Annotated in this window: 22 protein-coding genes and 1 pseudogene; 8 read left to right on the top strand and 15 right to left on the bottom strand. The window is 73.8% G+C overall.

Features of this window, described 5'->3' with window-relative positions; genetic code table 11:
• The first annotated feature begins 5 nt into the window (after window positions 1-5).
• Window positions 6-839: a MerR family transcriptional regulator gene (locus OOK34_RS26490; protein ID WP_267036913.1), complete on the top strand. Its 834-nt coding sequence runs from the start codon at window positions 6-8 to the stop codon at window positions 837-839.
• Here the strand turns inward: OOK34_RS26490 and OOK34_RS26485 are convergent.
• Entirely contained in the window at window positions 808-1,146 is a 339-nt protein-coding gene (locus tag OOK34_RS26485) for a hypothetical protein (protein ID WP_267036362.1), read from the bottom strand. The two genes, OOK34_RS26490 and OOK34_RS26485, sit on opposite strands and share 32 nt — an antisense overlap.
• A 92-nt stretch (window positions 1,147-1,238) precedes the next feature.
• Here OOK34_RS26485 and OOK34_RS26480 point away from each other — a divergent pair, with 92 nt between their 5' ends.
• On the top strand, window positions 1,239-1,739 hold the full coding sequence (locus OOK34_RS26480; RefSeq protein ID WP_267036361.1) for a hypothetical protein: 501 nt from the start codon (window positions 1,239-1,241) through the stop codon (window positions 1,737-1,739).
• Here OOK34_RS26480 and OOK34_RS26475 read toward each other — a convergent pair.
• The 3 genes and pseudogenes from OOK34_RS26475 to OOK34_RS26465 form a co-directional block, all read right to left on the bottom strand.
• A complete protein-coding gene (locus OOK34_RS26475) occupies window positions 1,736-2,845 on the bottom strand; it encodes a serine hydrolase (protein WP_267036360.1) in 1,110 nt (369 codons plus the stop codon). The genes OOK34_RS26480 and OOK34_RS26475 overlap by 4 nt on opposite strands.
• Before the next feature lie 218 nt (window positions 2,846-3,063).
• A complete protein-coding gene (locus OOK34_RS26470) occupies window positions 3,064-3,612 on the bottom strand; it encodes an HAD-IC family P-type ATPase (RefSeq protein ID WP_323183462.1) in 549 nt (182 codons plus the stop codon).
• Between the two features lie 85 nt (window positions 3,613-3,697).
• A pseudogene (locus OOK34_RS26465) lies at window positions 3,698-3,877 on the bottom strand (hypothetical protein); the annotation flags it as partial.
• Window positions 3,878-4,095: 218 nt separating this feature from the next.
• Between OOK34_RS26465 and OOK34_RS26460 the strand changes: the two are divergent.
• The gene (locus tag OOK34_RS26460; protein WP_267036359.1) at window positions 4,096-4,419 is read left to right on the top strand and encodes a helix-turn-helix transcriptional regulator; all 324 of its coding nucleotides are present in this window, start codon (window positions 4,096-4,098) and stop codon (window positions 4,417-4,419) included.
• Window positions 4,420-4,423: 4 nt separating this feature from the next.
• Here OOK34_RS26460 and OOK34_RS26455 read toward each other — a convergent pair whose 3' ends face one another.
• The gene (locus OOK34_RS26455) at window positions 4,424-7,156 is read right to left on the bottom strand and encodes a DNRLRE domain-containing protein (RefSeq protein ID WP_267036358.1); all 2,733 of its coding nucleotides are present in this window, start codon (window positions 7,154-7,156) and stop codon (window positions 4,424-4,426) included.
• 173 nt (window positions 7,157-7,329) lie between these two features.
• Window positions 7,330-9,276: a glycoside hydrolase family 5 protein gene (locus OOK34_RS26450; protein WP_267036357.1), complete on the bottom strand. Its 1,947-nt coding sequence runs from the start codon at window positions 9,274-9,276 to the stop codon at window positions 7,330-7,332.
• A gap of 243 nt (window positions 9,277-9,519) precedes the next feature.
• Here OOK34_RS26450 and OOK34_RS26445 point away from each other — a divergent pair, with 243 nt between their 5' ends.
• The 3 genes from OOK34_RS26445 to OOK34_RS26435 all read left to right on the top strand — a co-directional run bounded on the left by OOK34_RS26445 (window position 9,520) and on the right by OOK34_RS26435 (window position 11,129).
• On the top strand, window positions 9,520-9,822 hold the full coding sequence (locus OOK34_RS26445) for a hypothetical protein (RefSeq protein WP_267036356.1): 303 nt from the start codon (window positions 9,520-9,522) through the stop codon (window positions 9,820-9,822).
• A gap of 196 nt (window positions 9,823-10,018) precedes the next feature.
• Window positions 10,019-10,480 (top strand): Crp/Fnr family transcriptional regulator, encoded by a 462-nt coding sequence (locus tag OOK34_RS26440; protein WP_267036355.1) that lies wholly within the window; start codon window positions 10,019-10,021, stop codon window positions 10,478-10,480.
• 205 nt (window positions 10,481-10,685) lie between these two features.
• Window positions 10,686-11,129, top strand: a complete 444-nt coding sequence (locus OOK34_RS26435; protein ID WP_267036354.1) for a subtilase-type protease inhibitor — start codon at window positions 10,686-10,688, stop codon at window positions 11,127-11,129.
• A 75-nt stretch (window positions 11,130-11,204) separates the two neighbouring features.
• Here the strand turns inward: OOK34_RS26435 and OOK34_RS26430 are convergent, their stop codons facing one another.
• From OOK34_RS26430 to OOK34_RS26420, 3 genes are read right to left on the bottom strand one after another with little or no spacing between them, the layout of a single operon-like run.
• Window positions 11,205-12,065 (bottom strand): GNAT family N-acetyltransferase, encoded by an 861-nt coding sequence (locus OOK34_RS26430; RefSeq protein WP_267036353.1) that lies wholly within the window; start codon window positions 12,063-12,065, stop codon window positions 11,205-11,207.
• A 42-nt stretch (window positions 12,066-12,107) separates the two neighbouring features.
• Entirely contained in the window at window positions 12,108-12,983 is an 876-nt protein-coding gene (locus OOK34_RS26425) for an ATP-grasp domain-containing protein (protein ID WP_267036352.1), read from the bottom strand.
• Window positions 12,984-12,999: 16 nt separating this feature from the next.
• Window positions 13,000-13,452 carry a hypothetical protein gene (locus tag OOK34_RS26420; RefSeq protein WP_267036351.1) on the bottom strand — a complete coding sequence of 151 codons (453 nt, stop codon included), beginning with the start codon at window positions 13,450-13,452 and terminating at the stop codon, window positions 13,000-13,002.
• A 175-nt stretch (window positions 13,453-13,627) separates the two neighbouring features.
• Between OOK34_RS26420 and OOK34_RS26415 the strand changes: the two genes are divergently transcribed.
• Together OOK34_RS26415 and OOK34_RS26410 are read left to right on the top strand one after the other, a co-directional pair.
• Entirely contained in the window at window positions 13,628-14,359 is a 732-nt protein-coding gene (locus OOK34_RS26415; protein ID WP_267036350.1) for a Sir2 family NAD-dependent protein deacetylase, read from the top strand.
• Between the two features lie 68 nt (window positions 14,360-14,427).
• Window positions 14,428-14,820 carry a hypothetical protein gene (locus OOK34_RS26410; protein WP_267036349.1) on the top strand — a complete coding sequence of 131 codons (393 nt, stop codon included), beginning with the start codon at window positions 14,428-14,430 and terminating at the stop codon, window positions 14,818-14,820.
• Here OOK34_RS26410 and OOK34_RS26405 read toward each other — a convergent pair.
• The 6 genes from OOK34_RS26405 to OOK34_RS26380 all read right to left on the bottom strand — a co-directional run bounded on the left by OOK34_RS26405 (window position 14,817) and on the right by OOK34_RS26380 (window position 21,372).
• A complete protein-coding gene (locus tag OOK34_RS26405) occupies window positions 14,817-15,299 on the bottom strand; it encodes a VOC family protein (RefSeq protein ID WP_267036348.1) in 483 nt (160 codons plus the stop codon). The genes OOK34_RS26410 and OOK34_RS26405 overlap by 4 nt on opposite strands.
• 127 nt (window positions 15,300-15,426) lie before the next feature.
• Complete coding sequence (locus OOK34_RS26400; protein WP_267036347.1) at window positions 15,427-18,990, bottom strand: bifunctional glycosyltransferase family 2 protein/CDP-glycerol:glycerophosphate glycerophosphotransferase; 3,564 nt, start codon at window positions 18,988-18,990, stop codon at window positions 15,427-15,429.
• Window positions 18,991-19,175: 185 nt separating this feature from the next.
• Window positions 19,176-19,547, bottom strand: coding sequence for a hypothetical protein (locus tag OOK34_RS26395; protein WP_267036346.1), 372 nt, complete (start codon window positions 19,545-19,547; stop codon window positions 19,176-19,178).
• Window positions 19,548-19,622: 75 nt separating this feature from the next.
• Window positions 19,623-20,096 carry a roadblock/LC7 domain-containing protein gene (locus tag OOK34_RS26390; protein ID WP_267036345.1) on the bottom strand — a complete coding sequence of 158 codons (474 nt, stop codon included), beginning with the start codon at window positions 20,094-20,096 and terminating at the stop codon, window positions 19,623-19,625.
• Between the two features lie 101 nt (window positions 20,097-20,197).
• The gene (locus tag OOK34_RS26385) at window positions 20,198-20,980 is read right to left on the bottom strand and encodes a transcriptional regulator (RefSeq protein WP_267036344.1); all 783 of its coding nucleotides are present in this window, start codon (window positions 20,978-20,980) and stop codon (window positions 20,198-20,200) included.
• Window positions 20,977-21,372 carry a hypothetical protein gene (locus OOK34_RS26380; protein ID WP_267036343.1) on the bottom strand — a complete coding sequence of 132 codons (396 nt, stop codon included), beginning with the start codon at window positions 21,370-21,372 and terminating at the stop codon, window positions 20,977-20,979. Before OOK34_RS26380 ends, OOK34_RS26385 begins: the two co-directional genes overlap by 4 nt.
• Window positions 21,373-21,557 lie beyond the last annotated feature (185 nt).

Below are 21,557 nucleotides of genomic sequence, written 5' to 3'. Positions count from 1 at the left end.
GCGTCATGTTCACCATCGGAGACTTCGCCAAACACGGCCGGGTGTCGGTCCGGATGCTGCGTCATTACGACGCCCTCGGACTGCTGCGCCCGGCGCGTGTCGACCCTGTGACCGGCTACCGCTGGTACGAGGCCGCTCAGCTGGCCCGCCTCAACCGCGTCATCGCCCTCAAGGAGCTCGGCTTCAGCCTGGACCAGGTGGGGGCCGTCCTCGACGAGAGGGTGACCGCGGAGGAACTGCGCGGGATGCTGCGGCTGCGCCAGGCGGAACTGGAGACCGCCATGGCCGAGGCGGCCGCCCGGCTGACCCGGGTCGGGACGAGGCTCCGGACCATCGAGAACGAGGGAACCATGCCTGCCGACGAGATCGTCGTCAAAAGCCTGCCGCCCGTGCGGCTGGCCGAACTGACCGGGGTGGCCGAGAGCTACGCCCCGCAGGACATCGGGCCGGTCATCGGCCCTTTGTACGAGGACCTGTGCCGCCGCGTCGAGACCGCCGGGGTGCTCCCGACGGGTCCGGGTCTGGCCTACTACGAGGAGGCTCCGGGCGGCGAGCCGGGGTCCGTCCTGGTGCACGCCGGCCTTCCGGTGGCCGCGGCCGTGCGCGCCGAGGACCTCGGGGCCGGGGTGCGGATCGTCGAACTGCCCGGCGTCGAGCGGGCGGCGACCGTGGTGCACCGGGGCGCCATGGACGACGTACTGCCGACGGCGCAGGCCCTGGCCCGGTGGATCGACGCGCACGGCCACCGCTCGGCCGGTTACGCGCGCGAGCTGACCCTGGCCTGCCCGGAGGACCCGGACCAGTGGGTCACCGAGCTCCAGGAGCCGCTGGCCTCCTGAGGGCCCGGCGGCGGTCGCGGACGGCCGCGCAGCGCCGGGCGGTGCCCTGGCGGGCCGTCCGCAGCCGGCGCACCGCGTTGCGGCCGCGCCGGCTCCACTCGGCGCGGGGCAGCCCGGCGCGCTGGCCGCCGCCGGTGATCAGGGCGTTGACGGGGGCGTGCGGGTCGGCGGCCATCCCCTTGGCGATCAGCACGCCGACCACGAGCGGGACCAGGGCCACGGCGAGCGCGGAGCCGGCGGTGGTCACGTGCCCGAGGCGCGGGCGGGCGCCGTCGGGCGCGGTGTCGGGGGTCGCTGCTGAGGTCATGCCGCCATTCCAGCAGCGGCGGCGCCCCGGGGAATCGGGGCGGATACTCAGGCCGTTGGACACGGGTACTCAGACGGCGGAGGTCGGCAGTGGTGACGCAACCCCAGGGGCAGGGCTTCGCGCCCGCGACCGGCGACGGCGGCCCGGAGCCGGCCGGGGGCGCGGGCGCCGCGCGGGCGGCCGAGCTGCGCACGGCGTACGAGGGGCTGTTGCAGATCCGCCGCCTGGCCGGCGCCGGGGCCGGCATCCCGGCCCCGTGGGAGCTGCGGCTGATGCCGCGCGCGGTGGCCCTCGTACTGGAGGCGGCCGGCTTCCCGCCGTCGGCGGTGGACTCGTCGGGGCGGCGCAGCCGGACCGGCTACCGGGTGGCGGCGGGCGGTCCCGGGGCGGACCGGGTCGAGGTGACCTGGGCCGGTCCGCCCGGGGGCGGCGCCGCGCAGGAGGAGCGGGAGCGGCTGACGGCCTGCGCGGCCGAGCTGGAGCGGCACGGCTGGGAGTGCCTGCTCTACCGGGGGCCGCGCGGGCGCCGCTTCCTGGAGGTCGAGGCACCCAGGTCCGCTCCGCCGGATCGTGCCGGATCCACCGGACGTTAGCGGTCGCGGCAGAGGGCCGTGTCCACGACGCGTTCGAGGTGCTTCGTGGCCGCGCCGGTGGCCGGGATGCTCGTCACCGTGATGTTGGCGGCGACGCGGCCGTCGTCGGTGACTCCGCCCCGGGTCTCGTATCCCGCGATGTCACCGCCGTGGCCCCAGTAGACGCCGCCGCACGACAGCGGCCGGCTCATGAGCCCCAGTCCGTAGCCGGCGCCGGTGTCCCCGATGGGGACGGTGGTGCGCATCTGGGCGAGCTGGGCCGGCGGGAGGAGGCGGCCGGCCAGCAGCGCGGTGAAGAACCGGTTGAGGTCGGAGTCGGTGGAGATCATCTGGCCTGCCGCCCAGGCCGCGGAGGGGTCGATTTCGGTGACGTCGCGCAGCGGCGCGCCCGCCGCGTCCCTGTGATAGCCGTGGGGATGGGGCCCTCGGATGCGCACGTCTCCGGGGGCCGGGAAGTAGGTGTGGCGCAGCCCGATGCGCTGGACGACGCGCCGGTCCGTCTCCTCGGCGAGGGGGCGTCCGGTGACCTTCTGGACGATCAGGCCGGCGACCACGTAGTTCGTGTTGCTGTACGCCCATCGCTCCCCGGGGTCGAAGTCGGCCTTGCGCTGGAGGGCGAGGTCGAGGAGTTCGCGGGGTTCGACGTACCGCTGCCGGAGGATGTCGTCGGTGACGAGGTCCTCGTAGTCGGGAAGTCCGCTGGTGTGCTGGAGGAGCTGACGGACCTTGATGTGGCGGCCGTCGATCCCGTCACCCCGGACGAGGCCCGGCAGATAGGTGTCGACCTTGGCGTCGAGATCGATCTTCCCCTCGCCGACCAGTTGCAGCACGACGACCGCGGTGAAGGTCTTGGTGTTGCTGCCGATCCGCACCTGCCCGTCGGCGGGCACCTTCGCGCCGGTGGCCATATCGCCCACCCCCGCGGTGTAGGTGCGGGTGTGGCCCTTGGGGTCCCTGACGCTCGCCAGCGCGGCGGGCAGGCCGTCGGCGCGCACCAGTGCGTTCAGCCCCTGCTGGACGGTGTCCGGCCCGGCGGCGAACGCCGCGGCGGGCGCCAGGGCGCCCAGCGCCATGACGCCGACGGCCACCGCGGCCGCGGCCCTCACGGCTCTGCGCCGGCCGCCCCCCTGCGGCCGGGAGGAACGAAACCTGGGCCATGCCTGCGTACGCACGAATCAACTCCTGCGGAATCGTTGGGTAACCGGCGATTTGTGTACCGGCCCCAGCGTCTCCGGAAGCGGCCGCCCGGGACGATCCCGCTACCCGCCCGGCCCGGGGTGGGGCTAACCCCCGGGCGCCGCGACCGCGGCGTACGGCCGGGTGCTCATCCCGCGCTGCGGTCGCGGTAGCGCAGCAGCCGCAGGGCGTTGGCGACCACGACCAGGGTGGAGCCCTCGTGGACCAGGACGGCCGGGCCGATGCCCAGGCCGAGCGCGGTGGCCGGGACCAGGACGGCGACGATGCCCAGGCTCAGCCACAGGTTCTGCCGGATGACGCGGCCGGCGCGGCGGCTGAGGCCGGTGATGAAGGGGAGGTGGCTCAGGTCGTCGGACATCAGGGCGATGTCGGCCGTTTCCAGGGCCACCGCCGAGCCGGCCGCGCCCATGGCCACGCCCACCGTGGCTCCGGCCATGGCGGGGGCGTCGTTGACCCCGTCGCCGATCATGGCCGTACGGGCCGTGCGGCGCAGCCGGGCCACCTCGGCGACCTCGTCCTGCGGCATCAGGCCGCCGAAGGCCTCGTCCACGCCCACCGCCCGCCCGACGGCGTCGGCCACGCGCTGGTCGTCGCCGGGAAGCATCACGGTCCGGGTCACGCCGAGCCCGCGCAGGGCGGCCACCGTCGCGGCGGCCCCGCGGCGGGGGGCGTCCATCAGGCCGAGGGTGCCGAGCCAGCGGTCCCGGGGTCTTGTCGGCGGGGACGCTCTCGCCGGTGATGGGCGACTGGTCCACGCTGCTGGTGCCGGCGGCGACGAATCCGTCGGCCGGGACGCGGGTGTGCGGGCGGACCAGGACGGTGTCCCCGACGGCCAGCTCCTCGACGGGCACCTCGGCGGGCTCCCAGACGCCGCGCTGGACGAGGGCGGTGCGCGGGGCGAGGGCGCCCAGGGCCTCGATGGAGCGCCGGGCGCGGCCCATGGCGTACTCCTCCAGGGCGTGGCCGAGGCCGAAGAGGACCAGGAGGACGGCGCGCCCTCCTCCCAGCGGCCGATCGCGGCGGCTCCGGCCGCGGCGACCAGCATCAGGAGGTCGACCTGGAAGCGGCCCTCGCGCAGGGTGGCGATCGCCTCGCGGAGGGTGAAGAACCCGCCGAAGGCGTAGGCGGCCCCGAAGAGGGCCTGGGCGGCGGGCCGCCGTTGCCGGTCAGAGCAGCCCCGGAACCCACGCTCACCGAGCCCGACGCGGCGGCCGTCGCCGAGGTCATGCAGGGCCTCGCCTCGCCCGCCCGGATCCGCATCCTCGCCCGGCTGCTGTACGCGCCATGCTCCGTCGGGGAGCTGGCCGAGGCGCTCGGCCTCGGCCAGCCCACCGTCTCCAACCACCTGCGCCCGCTACGCCACCTCGACCTGGTGGCCGGCCGGCGCGACGGGCGCAGCGTGGTCTACGAACTGCACGACGAGCACGTCACCGCCCTGCTCCGGCAGGTGCTGGAGCACGTGCACCACGGGCGGCAGGGGTAGACCGCTACGGGGCCCCGAAGGTCAGCCTCAGCTGGGGCGTCCCCTCGTTGGCCGCCGCCTCCGAGGACCACAGCCACAGGGCGTCGGTCCCGGTAGCGGTCAGCGCCAGGCCGTAGGAGCCGCCCAGCGCGCCCGCGACGGCGGCCGTGTCCAGCCCTACGGTGTGGACCGCCGAGCCGTCCGGGATCCCCGGGAAGGCGCCGAGCGCCGCGGTGCCCGTGCCCGGGCGGTTGTCGTACGTGGTCCCGCCCTCCGACCACGCGCCGGTGACCGGGACCACCGAGACGGTGTCCGTGGTTCCGGCGCCGGCCATGGTGCTGGTCTTCACGCTCAGCGCGGCCGACTTGAGCACCTGGCCGGCGGGCGCGGCGGGCAGGTCGAAGCGCAGGTAGCTCGCGTACAGCGAGCTGCCGCGCACCGCGAGGGACCCGGAGGTCCCGTAGTTGGCGTCCGGGGCGCCCGCGTTGGCGTAGGTGTCCTCGGCCGCGGTGATCCGGACGACCGAGTCGGCCGGGGCGGAGGCGAGGGTGAAGTGGTTCTGCACCTGCGCCGCGCTCAGCACGGTCGGGTAGACGGCGGTCTCGTCCAGCCGGCCCGCCCAGTGCTCGCTCGCCGGGCGGTCCGGCCAGCCGCCGAGGCCGTCGAAGCCGGTGCGCCAGTAGCCGGAGAAGTTCTCGTGGGTGGTGACGGCGAGGGTGCCCTTCTGGGCGCCGTCCACGTACAGGGTCATCCCGCCGGGGCCCTGGGTGGCGACGACGTGGTGCCACTTGTCGTCGTTGTACGCGGCCGCGGTGATGATGGTGCGGGTGGCTCCGGTGTAGACACCGTAGACCAGCCGCCCGTCGTCGGTCATGTAGACGTGCTTGTCGTACTGGCTGCTGCCGTTGACTTGCTGGTTGCCGAAGCCGATGAGCTTGCCGCCCCGGGTGGTGCCCGTCTTGAACCAGGTCTCGATGCTGTAGGTGCCGCCCACGGTCTGCCGGCGGTCGCCGTGGACGTGCCCGTCCGTGCCGTTGAAGCCGATGGCCGTGCTCGCGCCGCCCACCGCGCCCGGCGACTGGCGCAGGGCCGGGGCGCCCTGGTGGACGCCCGCCTGGTCGCCGGCGGCCGAGGAGTCGGCGGCGTACGGCAGGACCGGGTCGTCGTAGCGCCAGTACAGCTGGGCGCCGTCCGCGCGGACCTGGCTCGGGTAGGCCTCGGCCGAGACGGGCACCGTCACGCTCGCCGGGGCCGACGGGGCGCTGACGTTGCCCGCCGCGTCGGTGGCCGTCACCCGGTAGGTGTACGACTGGCCGGCCTGGGCGGTGGTGTCGGTCCAGGAGGCCTGCGGCCGCTTGAAGAACAGCGAGTCGGCGGTGACCGTGCCGACCGGGGTGGCCGAGCCGTTGCGGTAGATCCGGTAAGTGAGCGCGCTGTCGTCCAGGTCGAGGCTGGTGCGCCAGCGCACCTGGACCTCGCCGGGCCGGAAGGCGGCGGCGCTCGCGAGGGGAACGGTCGGCGCGCCCGTGTCGTTGGTGGAGGAGAAGCGCGTCAGGCTCTGCTGCGCCGCCCCGTTGACGGTGGTGAACTCGCCGCCGACCCACAGGTACTGGGCGCCCGCCTTGGAGCCGACGGTCATCACGCGCGGGCCGATGCCCTCGCCGATGCCGTCGTCGGTGTCGGGGGCCCAGCCCAGCTTGCCGGTGCTCGCGGTCGGCTGCGCCAGCAGGTGGTGGCGCCGGCCGTCGGGGAACTCGCCGACGCTGGAACAGTCGTGGGCGTGCGAGGCGCTGTAGAGCACGTTCTGGTACGGCAGGACGGCCTGGGTGGCGCCCAGGCAGGTGTCGCGCCAGCGCTGGCCGAAGCCGGCCAGGTCGAGGGCGATGCGGCCGTCGAAGACCCCGCCGCCGGTGCCCTCGTTGGCGGTGTAGAAGCCGGTGGCGTCGGTCGCGATGTCCTTGACGACGGAGTTGGTCTCGATGAAGCCGGCATAGGACTTGGTGAGGGCGCCGCTGGTGGCGTCCACGACGGCCAGCGCGTGCGTGTCCGTCCCGTTGACGGTGAAGAAGTCGCCCCCGAGCAGCACGTTCTTCCCGTCCGGGGTGACCTCGACGGCGCGGCCCGGCTCGTCGGCGTCGGCCCGGAAGGGTCGCAGCGCTCCGTCGGCCGCGGCGACGGCGGCGAAGCGCCGGCGCGGCTGGCCCGCGACGGTGAGGAAGTCGCCGCCCGCGTAGACGGTGTCACCGGCGACGGCGATGGCCCGTACGGTGGCCGCGAAGGCGGGGCGGAAGGAGGACTTCACGGTGCAGGTGGCCACGTCGATGGCGGCGACGCTGGAGACCGGGGTGCCGTTGACCGCGCCGAAGTAACCGCCCGCGTACAGCGTCTTCTTGTCCGGCGAGAGGGTGAGCGCGCGGACGGTGGCGGTGCCGCTGCCGATGGTGAAGGACAGGGTGCAGGAGGTCGGGGCGCCGGTCGCGGCGTCGAGCGCGGCGAAGTTGACGGCCGGCCGCTCGCTGCCGGCGGCGCCGGCGGGCGGGCGCACGGCGGAGAAGGTGCCGCCGACGAAGACTGTGCCGCCCGCCTCGGCGAGGGCCCACACGACCCCGTTGGGCTGCCAGGTGGGCAGCGCGTCGGCGGTGAAGGCGACGGGCGGGGTGACGGCCGCCGCCCGCGGGACGAGGCCGAGGCCGACGACCGCGCCGGAGCCGGCCAGTGCCAGGGCGAGAGCGGCTGCCGGCCCTCTGGATCTACGCATGAACCCCCCAGTTCGTTGTCCACTGCATGTCGTACTGCCTTACGGCGTACTGCCGTACGCGGTACTGCTGCACGTCGTACTTCTGCACTGCGTACTGCTGCACTGCGTACGGGCGCACCCTAGGGCGGATCCCCGGTCCGGACACCGGACTTGCGCGAGGCGGCCGGGCCGGCTCAGGCGGCCGGCAGGGGGCGGCAGAGCAGGGCCGCCGGGGAGGGGCGGGCGCCGACCCGCGTGGTGAAGGCGATGCCCGCCGCGTACTCGGTGGGCAGGCACTGGCCCTTGTAGTGGCCCCGGGCGAAGTCGCCGCCGCCGGCTCCCGCCGGGCGGGCGTCGCCCCGGTCGAACCAGAGCGTACGGCCGCCGCCGGCCGGTAGGGCCGTACGGGCCGGGGCGCACAGGGCCGCCGAGACCCGCTCGCCGCGCAGGCTGTAGCCGATCAAGCTGTACCCGATCAAAAGCTGCCCGACCGGGCACTGGAGCTTCGTGTAGCCGGTGGCCCAGTCCCCGCCCGGCGGGACGTACGCCTCGTCGCGGACCACCGTGTGGCCGCCGGCCGGGGCGCGCAGGTCCGAGGTGGTGCACAGGCCGCGCCCGCCGGTGTGGCTGAGCCCCGCCAGCCGGGCGCCGTCCGGGCAGACCGCCTTGCGGGCGCCGCTGTCCCAGTCCCCGGCGGCCCGGGTGAGCAGGGAGGCGTTGTGGTCGCGGTGGTCGGTGCTGAGCTGGTACCAGGCGGGGGTGGCGGGGACCGGCCCGGTGCGGGAGGGGGCTCCGGCCAGGGCGGTCCAGGGGGCGGTGCGCCAGTCGGCGGGGTCGAGGACCCCGGTGCGGCGGCCCGTGGCGTCGTAGCGCAGCATCGCCCAGCTGTCGCCGCCCGGGGCGCCCTGGGCGGTGGTGCTCCAGCCGACGAGGGGCCAGTACGCGAAGTCGGCGTCGGAGCCGGCCAGGCGGGCGGTCATGTTGCCGAACCAGGCGCGCGGGGCGGTGCCCGTCTCGTCCGCGCCGATGCCGAACTCGCTGATCCAGACGGGGGCGGTGAAGTGGGTCCCGGTCTCGGCGGAGACGAAGAAGGCCTGGTCGTAGAGGGTCTGTTCGAGCTGGGCCGGGGTCATGTCCTGGTAGCGGAGGTCGTGGGTCTCGCCGAGGCCGCTCGCGCCGCTGTGGTGGGGGCCGGTGTACCCGTAGAAGTGGGCGGAGTACACCAGCTTGTTGGAGACGACGAGGGTGTGCGAGAGGGTGCGCACGGGGGTGAGGGTGGGGCGCTCGTGGGGCAGTCCGTCGAGCGGGATGCCGGTCCAGTTGATGCCCTCGACCACGATGAGCAGGTCGGGGTTGGCCTCGGTGAGGATCCGGTCGGCGGCCTCCTGGGAGGCGGCCTGCCAGTCGTGGGAGTCGCCGAGGCCCCAGTTGGGGTCGTCCCAGGTGTCGCGGCGGACCTCGTTGTAGAGGTCGGCGCCGACCACGCGCGGGTTGTCGCGGTAGCGGCGGGCCAGGAAGACCCAGTCGTCGGCCCACTGGGCGGTGGAACGGCCGCTGTTCCAGCGTTCGTTGCCGTCGAGCCCGCAGCACCAGCGGGTGGTACCGGTGTGGTTGTTGAGGATGACGGCGAAGCCGGCGTCGGTCAGGGCGGCGACGGCGGCGTCGAAGACCTGGAGCGGGGTGCGCCCCCGCAGGGCCGGATTGGCGGCGACGGCCGCGTCCGGGACGGGGGTGGTGGTGTGCAGCATCTCGTTGGAGAAGGGCAGCCGGATGCTGTTGAGCCCGAGGGCGCGGAAGTCCGCGAGCAGCGTGGGCAGGGGGACCCGGTCGAGGCCGAGCGGGATGCCGTGGGAGTCCTGGCCGCTGTGGTGGGTGGCGGGGTCGCCGCGGTCTCCGGAGCCGTTCCAGGAGCCCTGGGCTCCGTCCCAGTTGCCGGAGCGCAGCCGGAAGCGCTCGCCCCGGGCGTCGACGATGTAGCGGCCCCTGGTGGAGAGCGGGGGCGTCCAGGAGGCGTCGGCTGCCGGGGCGGCCCGGAGCGCGACGGCCGGGAGCGCGGGGGCCGGGGCGGGGGCCGCGGCGGCCGGCAGGGCTCCGCCCGCCAGGAGCATCACGCTCAGCAGCACCCGTACAAGGCTCTTCATGTGGCTCCCGCCGGCTCCGGCCGCCCGCTCCCGGGCGGCTGCGGCGGACAAGTTACCGGTCGGTCGCACCACAGGGAAGGCTCGGGAACGGCCCGGCGGGGCCCCGGGCACCCGGAGGCGTCAACTCCGGCAGGCCCGGCCGCTCCCCTCGCACGGGTCACCTGGGGAAAACCGCCCCGTGCGGGGCCAGGCCCCTCTACCGTGCCCTGAGGGGACGGGCCCGGGCATCGGAGGGTGGGGCTGATGGACGAAGAAGAAGACATGCGGCTGGCGAGGATGACCCCGGAGATCTCCCGCCGGACCCTGGCGATGCTGCGCGGTCTCGCCGGGCTGGAGCCGCCGGAGCAGGTGCCGGAGGACGCCATGGCCGTCGCCGACGCGATCCTCGCCGATCACGGCACGGACGGGCTGCGGGTGCTGGTGATGACGCTGGCCGCCTGGGCCACGGCGCAGATCGAGAACGTCGCGGAGCTGAGCAGCCGCAGCCATGAGGCGGTGCTCGACGCGATGGAGCTGGCCTGTCTGGAGGCCAACGCCGAGGAGTAGCCGCCGACCACTGCCGGAATGGTTTCTTCCGCCCGGGTTGGGGCGACGTTCCCTGGCAGCCCCGGCCGCCGCCCGCCACCCTCGGTGGGCGGCGCGCGACCGACCGTGCCCGCATCGCGGCATGCCGTGATCCGGGCACGGGTCGGCGACACTGGGGAGACCAGAGGGTTGCGGGGGGTCGTGATCGGAGGCCGTCGTGAGCACACCTTCCCCCATCCGGATCGCCGCCGTCCTGTCCGCCGAGCACCGCGCCCGGCTGATGGCCCACGCCCGTGAGGTCAACTTCCCCGAAGGTGCGCGGCTCTTCGACGAGGGCGCCCGGGCGCACACCTTCTGGATCGTGCGCTCCGGCACGGTGACCCTGGAGATCCCCGTGCCCGGCCGCCGCACGCCCGCCCCCGTCGAGAGCCTCGGCCCCGGGGAGCTGGTGGGCTGGTCGTGGCTGTTCCCGCCGTACGTGTGGCAGCTGAGCGCCGAGGCCATGACCCCGGTACGGGCCCACGAGTTCGACGGGGAGACCGTCCGGATGCTGATGGACGCCGACCCGGCCTTCGGCTCCGCGATCGGGCACTGGGTCGGGCGGGTCCTCGCCGTGCGGCTCCAGCAGACCCGCACCCGGCTCCTGGACCTCTACGCCCCGCGCACGGGGGCGCGCTGAGGGCCCGCGCCAGGGCGTACGGGGAGCGTGTTCGGCCGTTTCCCGGAATCACTGCTTCACAGGTCACGACAGGGGAGGCGGCTGCGGACTGCACTCATGCGCTCACGATCGGTGACGAGAAATAGGGGTACGAACGGGCGTTCCCGCTCCGGATGGGCAAGACTCCCGTCCGTTATCCGAAACACCGAGCCGAGGAGTGTTCGAAATGCGGTCCATCACCAGGAGTCTGGGACTGGCTTCCGGAGCAATGGCCCTCACCGCCGCCACCGCGCTGGCCGGGACCGGAGCCGCCGACGCGGCGCCTACCGGAACCCAGAGCCTGTACGCGCCGTCCGCGCTCGTGGTCAGCGTGACGGCCGGGGAGGACGCCGTCAACGGGACGGTGCTGCGCGCGGCCACGCTGGTGTGCGCGCCGAGGCCGGGCGGCACCCACCCGGACCCGGCGGCCGCCTGCGCCGAGTTACGGGAGAACGGGCCCTCGCTGGACGCCCTGGCCGCGCCCCGCCCCGACACGGCGTGTACCAGGGAGTGGAACCCGGTGACGGTCACCACCGACGGCGTGTGGCAGGGGCGCCGGCTGAGCTACACGTACACCTTCGGCAACCCCTGCGGGCTGCGCAGCACCACCGGTGTGCTCTTCGGCATCTGAGGCCCGCGGGCCGCGCCGGGCGGCGCCGTGCGACCGCCGTCCGGCCCGGGGTCACGGGGCAACGGGGTCTTCCCGTCAGCCCAGTTCGAGGCTGGTGACCCCGTACATCCCGGCCACCTCGACCTCCGGCGCCGGGCCCGTGTACATGCGGGCCGTCTCGAAGACCGGTGCCAGCCCCAGCCCGGCCGCCACGGCGGTCGCGGCCGGGTTCACGTCGGGCACGTCCACGGCCACCTCACCCCCGGGGGCGTGTCCGGCGAGCCGCCGTACGAGGGCGGCGGCCACCTCCGGGGCGGCGGCGTAGAGCGGGCCGATGCGGGAGGCGCCGCTACAGGGGCGGATCACGCCGAGCCCCTCGATCCGCCCGCCCTGGACGGCTGCGAGGGCCGTCCGGCCGGGCAGGGCGGTCCAGGCGGAGAGGAAGGCGTCGCGCGCCTCGGGGAAGAACCGGCGGTCGTAGGCGGCGAGTTGCGCGAAGGGCAGCGAGGCGGCGTCGACGATCTCCACCGCGCCGTCTGCCCCGTCCGAGCCGTCCGCGCCGGGCTGCGGTACGCCTTCGTGGCGCGTGTTCGTCCAGGCGGAACGGAAGCCGGACTTGCGGTAGTTGTCCTGCTGCTCGACCACCCCGTCCAGCCCGACGAGCCGCCCCTGGAGCCGGTCCGTCCCGGCCTGCCACAGCCGGAGGCCGTAGCCCTGGCCGCGTACGTCGGGCCGGGCGATGTAGAAGCCGATGAAGCCGAAGCCGGCGCCGTAGCGCACGGCGGAGATGCAGGCCACCGGCTCCCCGTCCCGGCGCCCGACGAGGAAGCCGTCCGGGTCGGCGACCGCGAAGGCGAAGCGGTCGCTGTCCCCCGGATTCCAGCCCTCCATGTCCGCCCAGGTGCGCAGCAGTTCCATGTCTGCGGCGCTCGCGCCGGTGATCTCGAATCCCGTCATGGGCGGTGTTGTACCAGAACGCCCGGGGCGGCGCAGGGGCGCCTATCCGGCCGTCAGCAGGCCGGCGAGGGCAGCCGGATCGACTGCCCGGTGCAGATCGCTGACCTGGCCGTCGCCCACTTCGACGACACGCCAGACCCCGTCCTCGCGCAGCGCGAGGTCGGTGGTGACGAAGCGGCAGCCCAGCGCCTCGACGGCGGCCCGGACGGGTGCGAGGGCGGAGTCGGGGAGGGTGACGGCGCCGTCCGGGGCGTCCGGGTGGGGGGTGATCAGCCGGGGCTCCGCGTCCCGCCACCAGACGCGGGCCTCGGGGCCCGTGAAGCACTCGAAAGCGCGCAGGACGATGCCGCCCGCGAGGAACTCGTCCTGGAGTTCGACGAAGCGGCTCACCACGCGGTGCACGGCGGGCCGGTCGGCCAGGTCGGGGAGGTGGCAGGCCTCGTGCCACTCGTGCTTGCGGGACTTCACGTAGTCCTTGACGATCCCCGGCCCGGCCGGGAGGGCGGCCGCCAGGGCCGCGAGCCGGTCCGCGTCCGGGCGCTCGCGGGCGGCGACCGGCAGCCAGCGGCTGGCCGGGGTGAGCGCGGCGAACGTCTCGTACCAGCCGGGGAGTTCATGGGCGAGCCGGTAGTCCTCGGGGCTGACGGCCGTCCGGGCGCCGCGCCCGCGCAGGGCCGCGTCGAGGTCGGCGTACCGCTCGGCGGGGATCATCCAGCCCCGGTACCAGAGGGCTCCGGCCCCGGCGGGCACCCGGGCCACCGCGCGCTCGGCGTCCCCCGCGAGCAGGGCGTCGTGGTCGATGAGCGCGACGGACCCGCCGGCGGCGCGCAGCTGCCGGGCCTCGGCCGCGAAGTGGGCGTCGGCCCGGCGCTCGTTCAGCGGGTCGGAGCAGTAGAGGACGGTGGTGGCTGTGGTCACTCCCCCACTGTAGGGATCAGCCCGCGCAGATCACGTCGTCGAGGGCGATCGGCCGGGAGTCGAGGCGGACGTAGGCGGTGAAGGTGTCCGTGGCCCCGGAGGCCCAGGAGGTCGTGACGGTGGCCCAGCCGACGCCCGCCCCCTTGGCGACCGTGGCCGGGCCGACGGTGATGTCCTGCGGGGTGCCCTGGGCGCAGAGCACGACGTCGGCGTACGGGTGGTAGGCCTGTTTCTCCTTCAGCTGCGGCGAGATCCGCTGGCTGCGGTCCCGCGCCGAGGGGCCGTGGTCCCCGTAGAAGGCGGTGAGGAAGCGGCTGATCTCGTCTGCGGTGTGCTGGTGACGGTGGTGGTGCCACTGGGGGACGGGGTCGGCGAGGGCGGCCGCCGGGGCCGACGACGCGATCAGGGGGAGCAGGGAGGCGGACAGTGCGAGCAGCAGGGCGCCTGGGCGGAGCGGGATGAGCGTCATGTCCGGTTTGTAGCCGCCCGCCCGCGCCGGTCGGCAGGGGCGCGGCGCGGGCTCACTCCGGTGGGCGTGGAGATTCACCGCAGAAACGCCCCTTCGCCTGCGCCGACCGGCCCCGGGCACGGCGCGGTCGGGAATTGGCTCGCGGGCCCGGACGGGTTCTGCGTAGGGTCGGCGCATGGGGAAGCCGCTCGTCGCAGTGTTCAGTGGGGCCGGGATGTCCACCGATTCCGGGATTCCGGACTACCGGGGGCCGCAGGGACTGTGGCGGCGTGATCCGGACGCCGAGAAGCTCGTGACCTACGCGTACTACATGGCCGACCCGGAGATCCGGCGCCGGTCCTGGCTGATGCGCGCCGAGGTCTGGGCCCGTGCGCCCCGGCCGAACGCGGCGCACCTGTCCGTGGCCGAGCTGGAGCGCGCCGGCACTCCGGTGCGGGTGATCACGCAGAACGTGGACGGGCTGCACCAGCTCGCCGGGATGCCCGCGCGGAAGGTGTTCGAGCTGCACGGGACGGCCCGGTCGGTGCTCTGCACCGGCTGCCACGCCCGGTCGGCGACGGAGGAGGCGCTGGCCCGGGTCGCCGCCGGGGAGCCGGATCCCGCCTGCCTGGCCTGCGGCGGGATCCTGAAGACGGCGACCGTGATGTTCGGTGAACGGCTGGACCCCGAGGTGCTCGCGCAGGCCGTGGCCGTGGCCAAGGGGTGCCAGGTGTTCATCGCCGCCGGGTCGACCCTCCAGGTCCAGCCCGCCGCCTCGCTCGCCGGCATGGCGGCCGAGGCGGGCGCCCGTCTGATCATCGTCAACGCGGAGGAGACCCCGTACGACGCGCTGGCCGACGAGCTGATCCGCGAGCCCATCGGCACCGCCCTCCCGGCCCTCCTGGCCCGCTTCGCCCAGCCCGCCTGACGGCAGGGCAGGGCGAGGACCGCGCGCCGAGCCGGCCCGGCGGGGATCCGGCGGTAGGTTCTGGCGGCATGGCGGAACCCATCTTCTACGTCGACCACTCCGACATCCGCGAGGACCGGCTCGCGGACGTCCAGAGGGGCATGCGTGACCTGGCCGCATTCGTCGAGGCGCACGAGCCGCAGCTGATCGCCTACCACTTCTACGTCGACGAGCGCGAGTCCACGATGACCGTCGTCGCCGTCCATCCCGATCCGGCGTCGATGGAGCTCCACTTGGAACTCGGCGGACCGAAGTTCCGTGCGTTCGGCGAGCTGATCCGGATGCGGTCCATCGACGTGTACGGCCGGCCCGGCCCGGTGGTCACGGACCGGCTCCGTCAGAAGGCCGAGATGCTCGGCGGCGGCACCGTCACCCTCCACACCCTCCAGGCCGGCTTCAGCCGGCTGGCCCCCGTCACCTAGTCGCCGTCGGCCGCCCGGCGCATGGCGGCCACGTCGAGCTTCACCATCGTCATCATGGCGGCCGTGGCACGGGCGGCGCGGGCCGGGTCGGGGTCGCTGATCAGGTCGATGGCCCCGGGCGGGACGACCTGCCAGGAGAGCCCGAACTTGTCCTTGAGCCAGCCACAGGCGACCTCCTGGCCGCCGTCCCTGGTCAGCGCCTCCCAGTAGTAGTCCGCCTCCGCCTCGTCGGCGCAGTGGATCTGGAAGGAGATGGCCTCGGTGAAGTGGAACTCGGGTCCGCCGTTGAGGCCGACGAACTTCTGTCCGTTGATCTCGAACTCGACGATCATCACCGAACCGACCGGGCCGGGGCCCGCCTCGTTGTAGTAGGCGGTGCGCAGGATCCGGCCGTCCTTGAAGACGGACAGGTAGTAGTCGGCGGCGGCTTCCGCTTCGCCGTCGAACCACAGGCACGTGGTGAAACCGTTGGTGGACATGGCTGCCTCCGGGCGGTGGGTGAGGGGGCGGTGGAGCCGTCCCTCACATACAGACGGGTCCCGCGCCCGAAACTCATCGGTGGGCGCGGGACCTGTCCGTACATTCACCCGCAAGGGCTATCCGGGGCTACAGCTCGAGCATGCGGTCGACGACCCGCTCGGTGGCCCGGCCGTCGTCGAGGTCGCAGAGCTCGGCGCGGAAGGCGGCCCGCGCCCCGGCGTACTCGGCGCCCAGCGCGTCGGCGTTGCGTACGGCCTCGATCAGGCTCGCCGAGTCCGCCAGCAGCGGGCCGGGGGCCTTCTCCTCCAGGTCGAAGGTGAAGCCGCGCAGGGTGTCGCGGTAGTGCTCGAGGTCGTACGTGAACAGCAGGATCGGCCGGTCGGTCAGCGCGAAGTCGCAGAGCGCGGAGGAGTAGTCCGAGATCAGGACGTCGGCGACCAGCAGCAGGTCGGCGGTGTCGGGCCAGCGGGAGACGTCCACGACGAAGCCGTCGCGCACCGCGTCGCGGAGCTGCTCGCCCACCCTGTGGTGGCCGCGGACCAGCAGGACGTGGTCCTCGCCCAGCTCGCGGCGGGCCGCGTCCAGGTCGATGCGCAGGTCGAGCTTGTAGCCGCCGGACCAGCCTTCGCGGTTCTCGCGCCAGGTGGGCAGGTACAGGACGACCTTCTTGCCCTCCGGCAGGCCGAGCCGCCGCCGGATGCCGGCGATCCGCTCGGCGTCCGGGCGGACCAGGGCGTCCGCGCGCGGGCTGCCGGCCTCGATGAGCTCGCCCTGGTAGCCGAGGGCCCGCTTGAGGACGGGCGTGGCGTACGAGCTCGGGGAGGCGAGCAGCGTCCACTGGGCGCTGTCGTGCTCCAGGGCCTCCAGCACATCGGGGCTGGTGTAGTAGTCGTGCGTGAAGTCGTAGCCGATCTTCTTGAGCGGCGTGCCGTGCCAGGTCTGTACGACGGTCTGGCCGGGGCGGCGCCGGAAGTGCGACGGCACGCTGTCGTTGACGACGTAGTACCGGGCGCGGGCCAGTACGTCCCAGGCTTCCAGGCTGTCGTACTGGACGGCGCGCGCGGTCGCCGGGACCTCGGCGCGGCCGTCGCGGACCAGCCAGATGTGCTCCAGCTTCTCGCCCCGGCGGACCAGTTCCTCGTGGATGGCGCGGGGCGAGTCGCCGGCGCCGTCGCCCTGGAAGGTGTCGTAGACGACCATGTCCTTGACCGGCAGCTGCCGCTGCGCGGGGTAGGTCACGTCGCGGGCGATCCGCTGGGCGTAGCGGGAGCGGTCGTGCGGGCTCAGCAGCGGGTCGCAGACCAGTGCCATGCGGTCGTACAGGCGCGCCTCGACCCGCATCCGGCGGCCCAGGACCGTGACGGCGTGGGGTCCGGAGCCCAGGGCGGGCGCCATCAGCTGGACGGGCGCGCCCCGGTCGACGCCGAGCAGGCCCGCGGTGGTTCCGCCCTGGCCCGCCGGGCGCAGGCTGGGCCACCAGCGGCCCTGCGGGAGGCTGGTGCGGCCGGCGTACGGCTCGGGGAGCACGGGCTCGAAGGTGGCCTCGAAGCGGTCGCCGTCACGGGTGACGGGGTAGCTGAACTCCGTGCCGTGCTGGTTGTGCAGGACCAGTTCGTACGCCTCACCGGCGGTGGCGGCCGGGGCGTGGAAGGTTCCGCGCAGGGTCAGCGTGCCGTCCTGGGCGGTGACCGTGTCGACCAGCGGCGGGGAGGGCTGGACGGAGAGGATGAGGTGGCCGCTCTTCGCGCGCTTGGCGAAGACGGTGCGCTCTCCGGCGGAGCCGGGGAGCGGCGCGACGAGGCCGGTGAAACCGCCGCGCTCGTCGTGGGCCACGGGGTGGCTGGTGCCGTCGGCGCGGACCACGGTCAGGGTCCACGGCTCGGGGCTCCACCCGCCGGCCTGCGTCTCGGCGGCCGGTACGGCGGCCAGCTCGGCGAGCGGGACGGCCGCGGTGAAGGGGATCCGGCCGGCCGCCGTGGGGGCGGCGGTGGTCAGCGGGAGGCTGACGACGGTGCCGGTGGTGGTGTGCTCGGCGCGCAGGGTGGCGCCCGCGCCGACCTCGGCGGCGAGTTCGCCGGTGAGCTCGAGGGCGTCGCCCTGGTGGCGGACGTCCAGGACCCGGGCCCGGACGATCTCGACCCGGACGGTGAAGGCCCCGGAGACGCCCGGCAGGATACGGACGTCGGGGGTGGCCCAGTGGGCCGGCGGGTTCGTTCCGCTGTCGTGTTCGCCGCCCCTGAGGCGGGCCCGGTGGAGGCCTCCGGCGCCGGTGACGGCGATGGAGGTGGTCCATATGCCCTCGTGCCACTTGCCGCCGGACTGGAAGACGGTGGGGTCGACGACGGCGGTGAACCCGGCCCAGTCGGCGTGCCGCAGGGCGAGGTGCGGGGTGTTCACGGTGGCCATCGGGGAGGCCACCGTGCGGGTGCCGACGACGGTGCGGCGGCGCTTGCCCTGCTCGCGGAAGACCAGCATCTTGCGCGAGCCGAGGCGGCTCTCGGCGCCCATGTGCCCGGGCAGGGCGTAGCCGCGCAGCAGCAGCTTGCCGTCGCTCCAGACGGCCTGCTCGAGGCGGCTGACGACGCGGCGCTCGCGGGGGCCGAGGGTGAGCAGCTTGGCGGGGACCGGCGCCTTGAGGAAGGGGTAGTCGGCCTGCGGGCGGGCCAGCCCCTTGACGGGCACGCTGTAGCTGAAGTCCCGCTGGTGGTGCGTGAGGGCGATGAACTCCTCCACGCGGCCCTCGCGGGCCAGGTAGGCCTTGAGCCGGTCGGCGACGGTCAGGTCGCTCCAGGGCTCCGTGCCGATCTCCCGGATGAGGCCGCCGACCTCCTTGACGAAGGCGGCGCGGAAGTCGGGGCCGCCCTCGCCGACGTACTTGTAGATGAGGGGGAGTTCCTCGCTGAGCACGTTGTAGTCGTATTCGCGCAGGTAGCGGGCGTACTTCTCGCCCGGCTTGGCGAGCAGCGCCTCGCGGACCAGCCGTACGGAGGTCACGCGGTCGATGACGGAGACCGGGTCGGTGGAGCGCTGGGTGATGGAGCGCTCGCCGGTCTCGCGGACCCGCCAGTCGTAGACGACGTCGCTGATGACGTCGACGTTCTCGGCGAAGTAGTGCGCGGGGATGCTGACGGGGGCGTCCTCGTAGAGGATGCCCTCCGGGTACTGGAAGCCGTGCTCTTCCCAGAAGGTCCGGCGGTAGACCTTGTTCCACGCGGTGCGGTCGGTGACCAGCGCCGGGAACTTGGAGATGTGGGTCTTCTGCCGGTTGTTCGCGAATGCGACGCGGTGACCCCAGGACTGCTGGCTGCCGACGGAGCGGAAGCGCCGGACGTTGCCGGCCGCGAAGTCCGAGCCGGTTTCGTCGAGGGAGTCGATCATCCGCTGGTACGCGTAGGGCGGCATGGTGTCGTCGCTGTCGACGAAGGCGATGTACTCGCTGCCCTCGGACGCGTGCCGGAAGCCTACGTTCCGCGCGGCACCGAGGCCCGCGTTCTCCTGGAGGACGACCCGGAACCGCTTGTCACGTTCCGCGAAGGCCTTCGCGAGCACCGCGCTGGTGTCGGTGGACCCGTCGTCGACGATTACGACCTCGAAGTCATCGAACGTCTGGGCTGCTATGGACTCCAGGCACTCGTCGAGATAGAGCTCGACGTTATAGACGGGTACGACGATGCTCAGGCGCGGGGGCATGGGTGGCAGGTTCTCCAGCGTTTTCACTTTGCCGACGGGTTTGAAGATCAGCTGATTACAGCATCTTACTCTGTAACAGGATGATAAAGTCCGCCCATCCCGGACATACGGCGCGGGACCGCCGGGGCGGACGGCAAAGAATTCAGCCGCCCGCCACCGCGCCGTCGCGGTCCCCAGGGCCGCCGTCAGATGTCCAGGTCGACTTCGATCTTCTTCAGCCGGAGTCGGGCCATCGCGAGATTGGCCCGGTTGCGGTCGAGGGCGAGATAGAGGAAGAACCCGTCGCCACCACGCCCCTTCAGCAGCCTGATCAGGTGGTACTGGTTGCCGAGCGTGATCAGGATGTCCTCGATCTCGTCCTTCAGACCGAGCATCTCCATCGCGCGGACCTTGGCCCGGACCACGTCCGTGTTGCCCGCGGCGGCGACCGTGAGGTCCAGGTCCTTGCTCCCGCCGATGGTACCGAGGGGCATGCCGCTGCCGTAGTCGACGAGGGCCGCACCGAGGGTGCCCTCGATGGCGGCGGCTTCCTTGAGCGCGGTCTCCACATTGAGCATGGGGTTCTTCCTCTTTCTGCTGTCGCCCGTAGCCGTACCGGGCCCAATGATTTGCTTTCGCTTATTACTTGTTTGCTACCGGGGAAGTTCGGGGACGGTCGACTCGCGGCCCGGGGGCGTGTCGCCGGCGGGCGGCACTCCCGGGCCGCGGCGGCCGAGGCCGTGGTCTATGAGGTCGGTGATGTGCAGGCTGGAGCGGCGGGCCTCCAGGTGGAGGCGGCCGACGTTGACGCGCGGCTCCGCGATCAGGGTGAGGACGGCCGCGTCGCCCGCGGCGTAGGTGGCGACGTACCCGTGCTCGCCGCGCACGAGCAGTTCCCGGAAGCCGCCCTGGCCGGTGCAGTCGCTGAGCCGCTGGGCCACGCCGAGGGCGGCCGCGGTCAGGGCCGCGAGGGACTCGGCCTCGCCGGCGGCGCTCTCCTGGGCGAGCACCAGGCCGTCGGCGCTCGCGGCGAGGACCCCGGTGAGCTGGGGGACGCGGGCCCGCAGCCGCCGGAGCTCGGCGAGTATCTCGGCTTCGGTCCCGGCGGGCACCATCGGCGGGCTCATGTCAGCCTTCCTCTCTTCGCGCCGCCTCTCATCGGGCCGCCTCTCCTCGGGCTGCCTCCGCTCGGAGCGGTCGGCTCGCAGAACCGGTCGCAGCGGGAGCCTCACAGGCTTGCCTCCAGTGCGTCGCGTAACCGGCGGAGCAGTGCCACGTCCGGGGGTTGGGCCTGGGTCATCCAGTCGGGCAGGGGTGCGGGGGCCGACGCGGGGGCCGGCGGTGTGTGCGGGGTCTCCACGAGACCGGCGGCCGCGAGTCTTCGTACGTCGAGCAGGGTGTGGAAGGCGGGCCGGCCCAGCACCCACGCGAGGTCGGCGGGGGTGCGTACGCCGTCGGCCTGCGCGAGCAGGATCCGCTGCCGGGCGGTGACGGTCTGCCCCGGCGCGGCGGGCCGCGGCACCACCGGGGAGGTGTCCAGCAGGGGGTAGGGCCACACCGCGTCCAGCAGTTCGCGGCGCCGGCAGGTCTCCCGTTCCACGGCGGAAGCCGGGACGGAGCGGACCGAGCCGATCCAGTGGGTGGCGCCGCGGCGGAAGCGCGAGGGGCCGCTGCCCGGGGAGAGCGCGAAGAAGGCCGCGTCGAAGATCGCCGCGAGATGGCAGATCTCCAGCTCGCCGCCCGCCAGCCCGCCGCTGTCCACGAGGAACCGGGCCACCTGGCGGCGGGCCCCGGCCTCGTTCACGGCCTCGGTCCAGCGCTCCGGGGCCAGGCCCCCGCCAGTGGTGAGCAGGACCTCGAGGCCCGGGGTGGAGGGGCTCTCGGCGTGCACCACGCGGCCGTCCTCCAGGAAGAGGGTGCCCCGGTCGCGCAGCAGGGCGCCGGTGGCGCGCTCGGCGGCGAGCCGGGTGAGCAGGGGGGAGACGGCGGTGGCGGCGGCGGTGGCGGTCATCGGAGTACCAGCCCTTCGGCCAGGGCGCGGAGTCGGTGCCGGGCGAGGGCGAGGTTGCCGTCGGTGCGGTCGAGCCACAGGTGCAGGAAGACGCTGCTGTCGAAGCTCGTCTCGACGAAGCGCAGCACGTGGTAGCCGGTGCGCGTGGTGACGATCAGGTCCTCGACGGGCGGGCCCTGGGTGCCCGGGTCGTCCGGCGCGGGTGCGAAGGACTCGTACTCGGCGGCCGCCCGGGCCAGTTCGGCGGTCTCGGCCGCGGTGGTCTCGTGGTCGCCGACGGGCGAGTCCCCGGCGGTGCCGAGGGCCAGTCCGCTGCTCCAGTCGACGAGCGCGGCCCCCCGCGCACCAGGCAGGGCCATGGCTTCGAGCAGGCATTCGTCGATCCCAGGCACGCGGGGCTCCCCTCCCGGCCGGACGTGCTTGGTCGCACGGTCGTACGGCGTGACAGGAGGGAACTTACTCAACTTCCACACTGCGGAAGGGGGTTCTGGCATTTTCCGCTGGAACATGCGCTGTAGCACGTGACAGCTTGGCCGGAACCCCTCCCTTTTTGATCAAGAGCGTGATCGCGGCGTTC

Source organism: Streptomyces sp. NBC_00091 (genome assembly GCF_026343185.1).
Classification (GTDB): domain Bacteria; phylum Actinomycetota; class Actinomycetes; order Streptomycetales; family Streptomycetaceae; genus Streptomyces.
The sequence above is the reverse complement of the archived record's forward strand: the minus strand, read 5'-3'. Positions and strand labels throughout refer to the sequence as shown.

Coding starts and splice junctions, on each gene's coding strand:
- OOK34_RS26435 (WP_267036354.1), top strand. CDS start 10,686: ATGCGGTCCATCACCAGGAGTCTGGGACTGGCTTCCGGAGCAATGGCC.
- OOK34_RS26385 (WP_267036344.1), bottom strand. CDS start 20,980: ATGACCGCCACCGCCGCCGCCACCGCCGTCTCCCCCCTGCTCACCCGG.
- OOK34_RS26445 (WP_267036356.1), top strand. CDS start 9,520: ATGGACGAAGAAGAAGACATGCGGCTGGCGAGGATGACCCCGGAGATC.
- OOK34_RS26415 (WP_267036350.1), top strand. CDS start 13,628: ATGGGGAAGCCGCTCGTCGCAGTGTTCAGTGGGGCCGGGATGTCCACC.
- OOK34_RS26485 (WP_267036362.1), bottom strand. CDS start 1,146: ATGACCTCAGCAGCGACCCCCGACACCGCGCCCGACGGCGCCCGCCCG.
- OOK34_RS26420 (WP_267036351.1), bottom strand. CDS start 13,452: ATGACGCTCATCCCGCTCCGCCCAGGCGCCCTGCTGCTCGCACTGTCC.
- OOK34_RS26400 (WP_267036347.1), bottom strand. CDS start 18,990: ATGCCCCCGCGCCTGAGCATCGTCGTACCCGTCTATAACGTCGAGCTC.
- OOK34_RS26455 (WP_267036358.1), bottom strand. CDS start 7,156: ATGCGTAGATCCAGAGGGCCGGCAGCCGCTCTCGCCCTGGCACTGGCC.
- OOK34_RS26470 (WP_323183462.1), bottom strand. CDS start 3,612: ATGGACGCCCCCCGCCGCGGGGCCGCCGCGACGGTGGCCGCCCTGCGC.
- OOK34_RS26490 (WP_267036913.1), top strand. CDS start 6: ATGTTCACCATCGGAGACTTCGCCAAACACGGCCGGGTGTCGGTCCGG.
- OOK34_RS26430 (WP_267036353.1), bottom strand. CDS start 12,065: ATGACGGGATTCGAGATCACCGGCGCGAGCGCCGCAGACATGGAACTG.
- OOK34_RS26450 (WP_267036357.1), bottom strand. CDS start 9,276: ATGAAGAGCCTTGTACGGGTGCTGCTGAGCGTGATGCTCCTGGCGGGC.
- OOK34_RS26395 (WP_267036346.1), bottom strand. CDS start 19,547: ATGCTCAATGTGGAGACCGCGCTCAAGGAAGCCGCCGCCATCGAGGGC.
- OOK34_RS26390 (WP_267036345.1), bottom strand. CDS start 20,096: ATGAGCCCGCCGATGGTGCCCGCCGGGACCGAAGCCGAGATACTCGCC.
- OOK34_RS26410 (WP_267036349.1), top strand. CDS start 14,428: ATGGCGGAACCCATCTTCTACGTCGACCACTCCGACATCCGCGAGGAC.
- OOK34_RS26405 (WP_267036348.1), bottom strand. CDS start 15,299: ATGTCCACCAACGGTTTCACCACGTGCCTGTGGTTCGACGGCGAAGCG.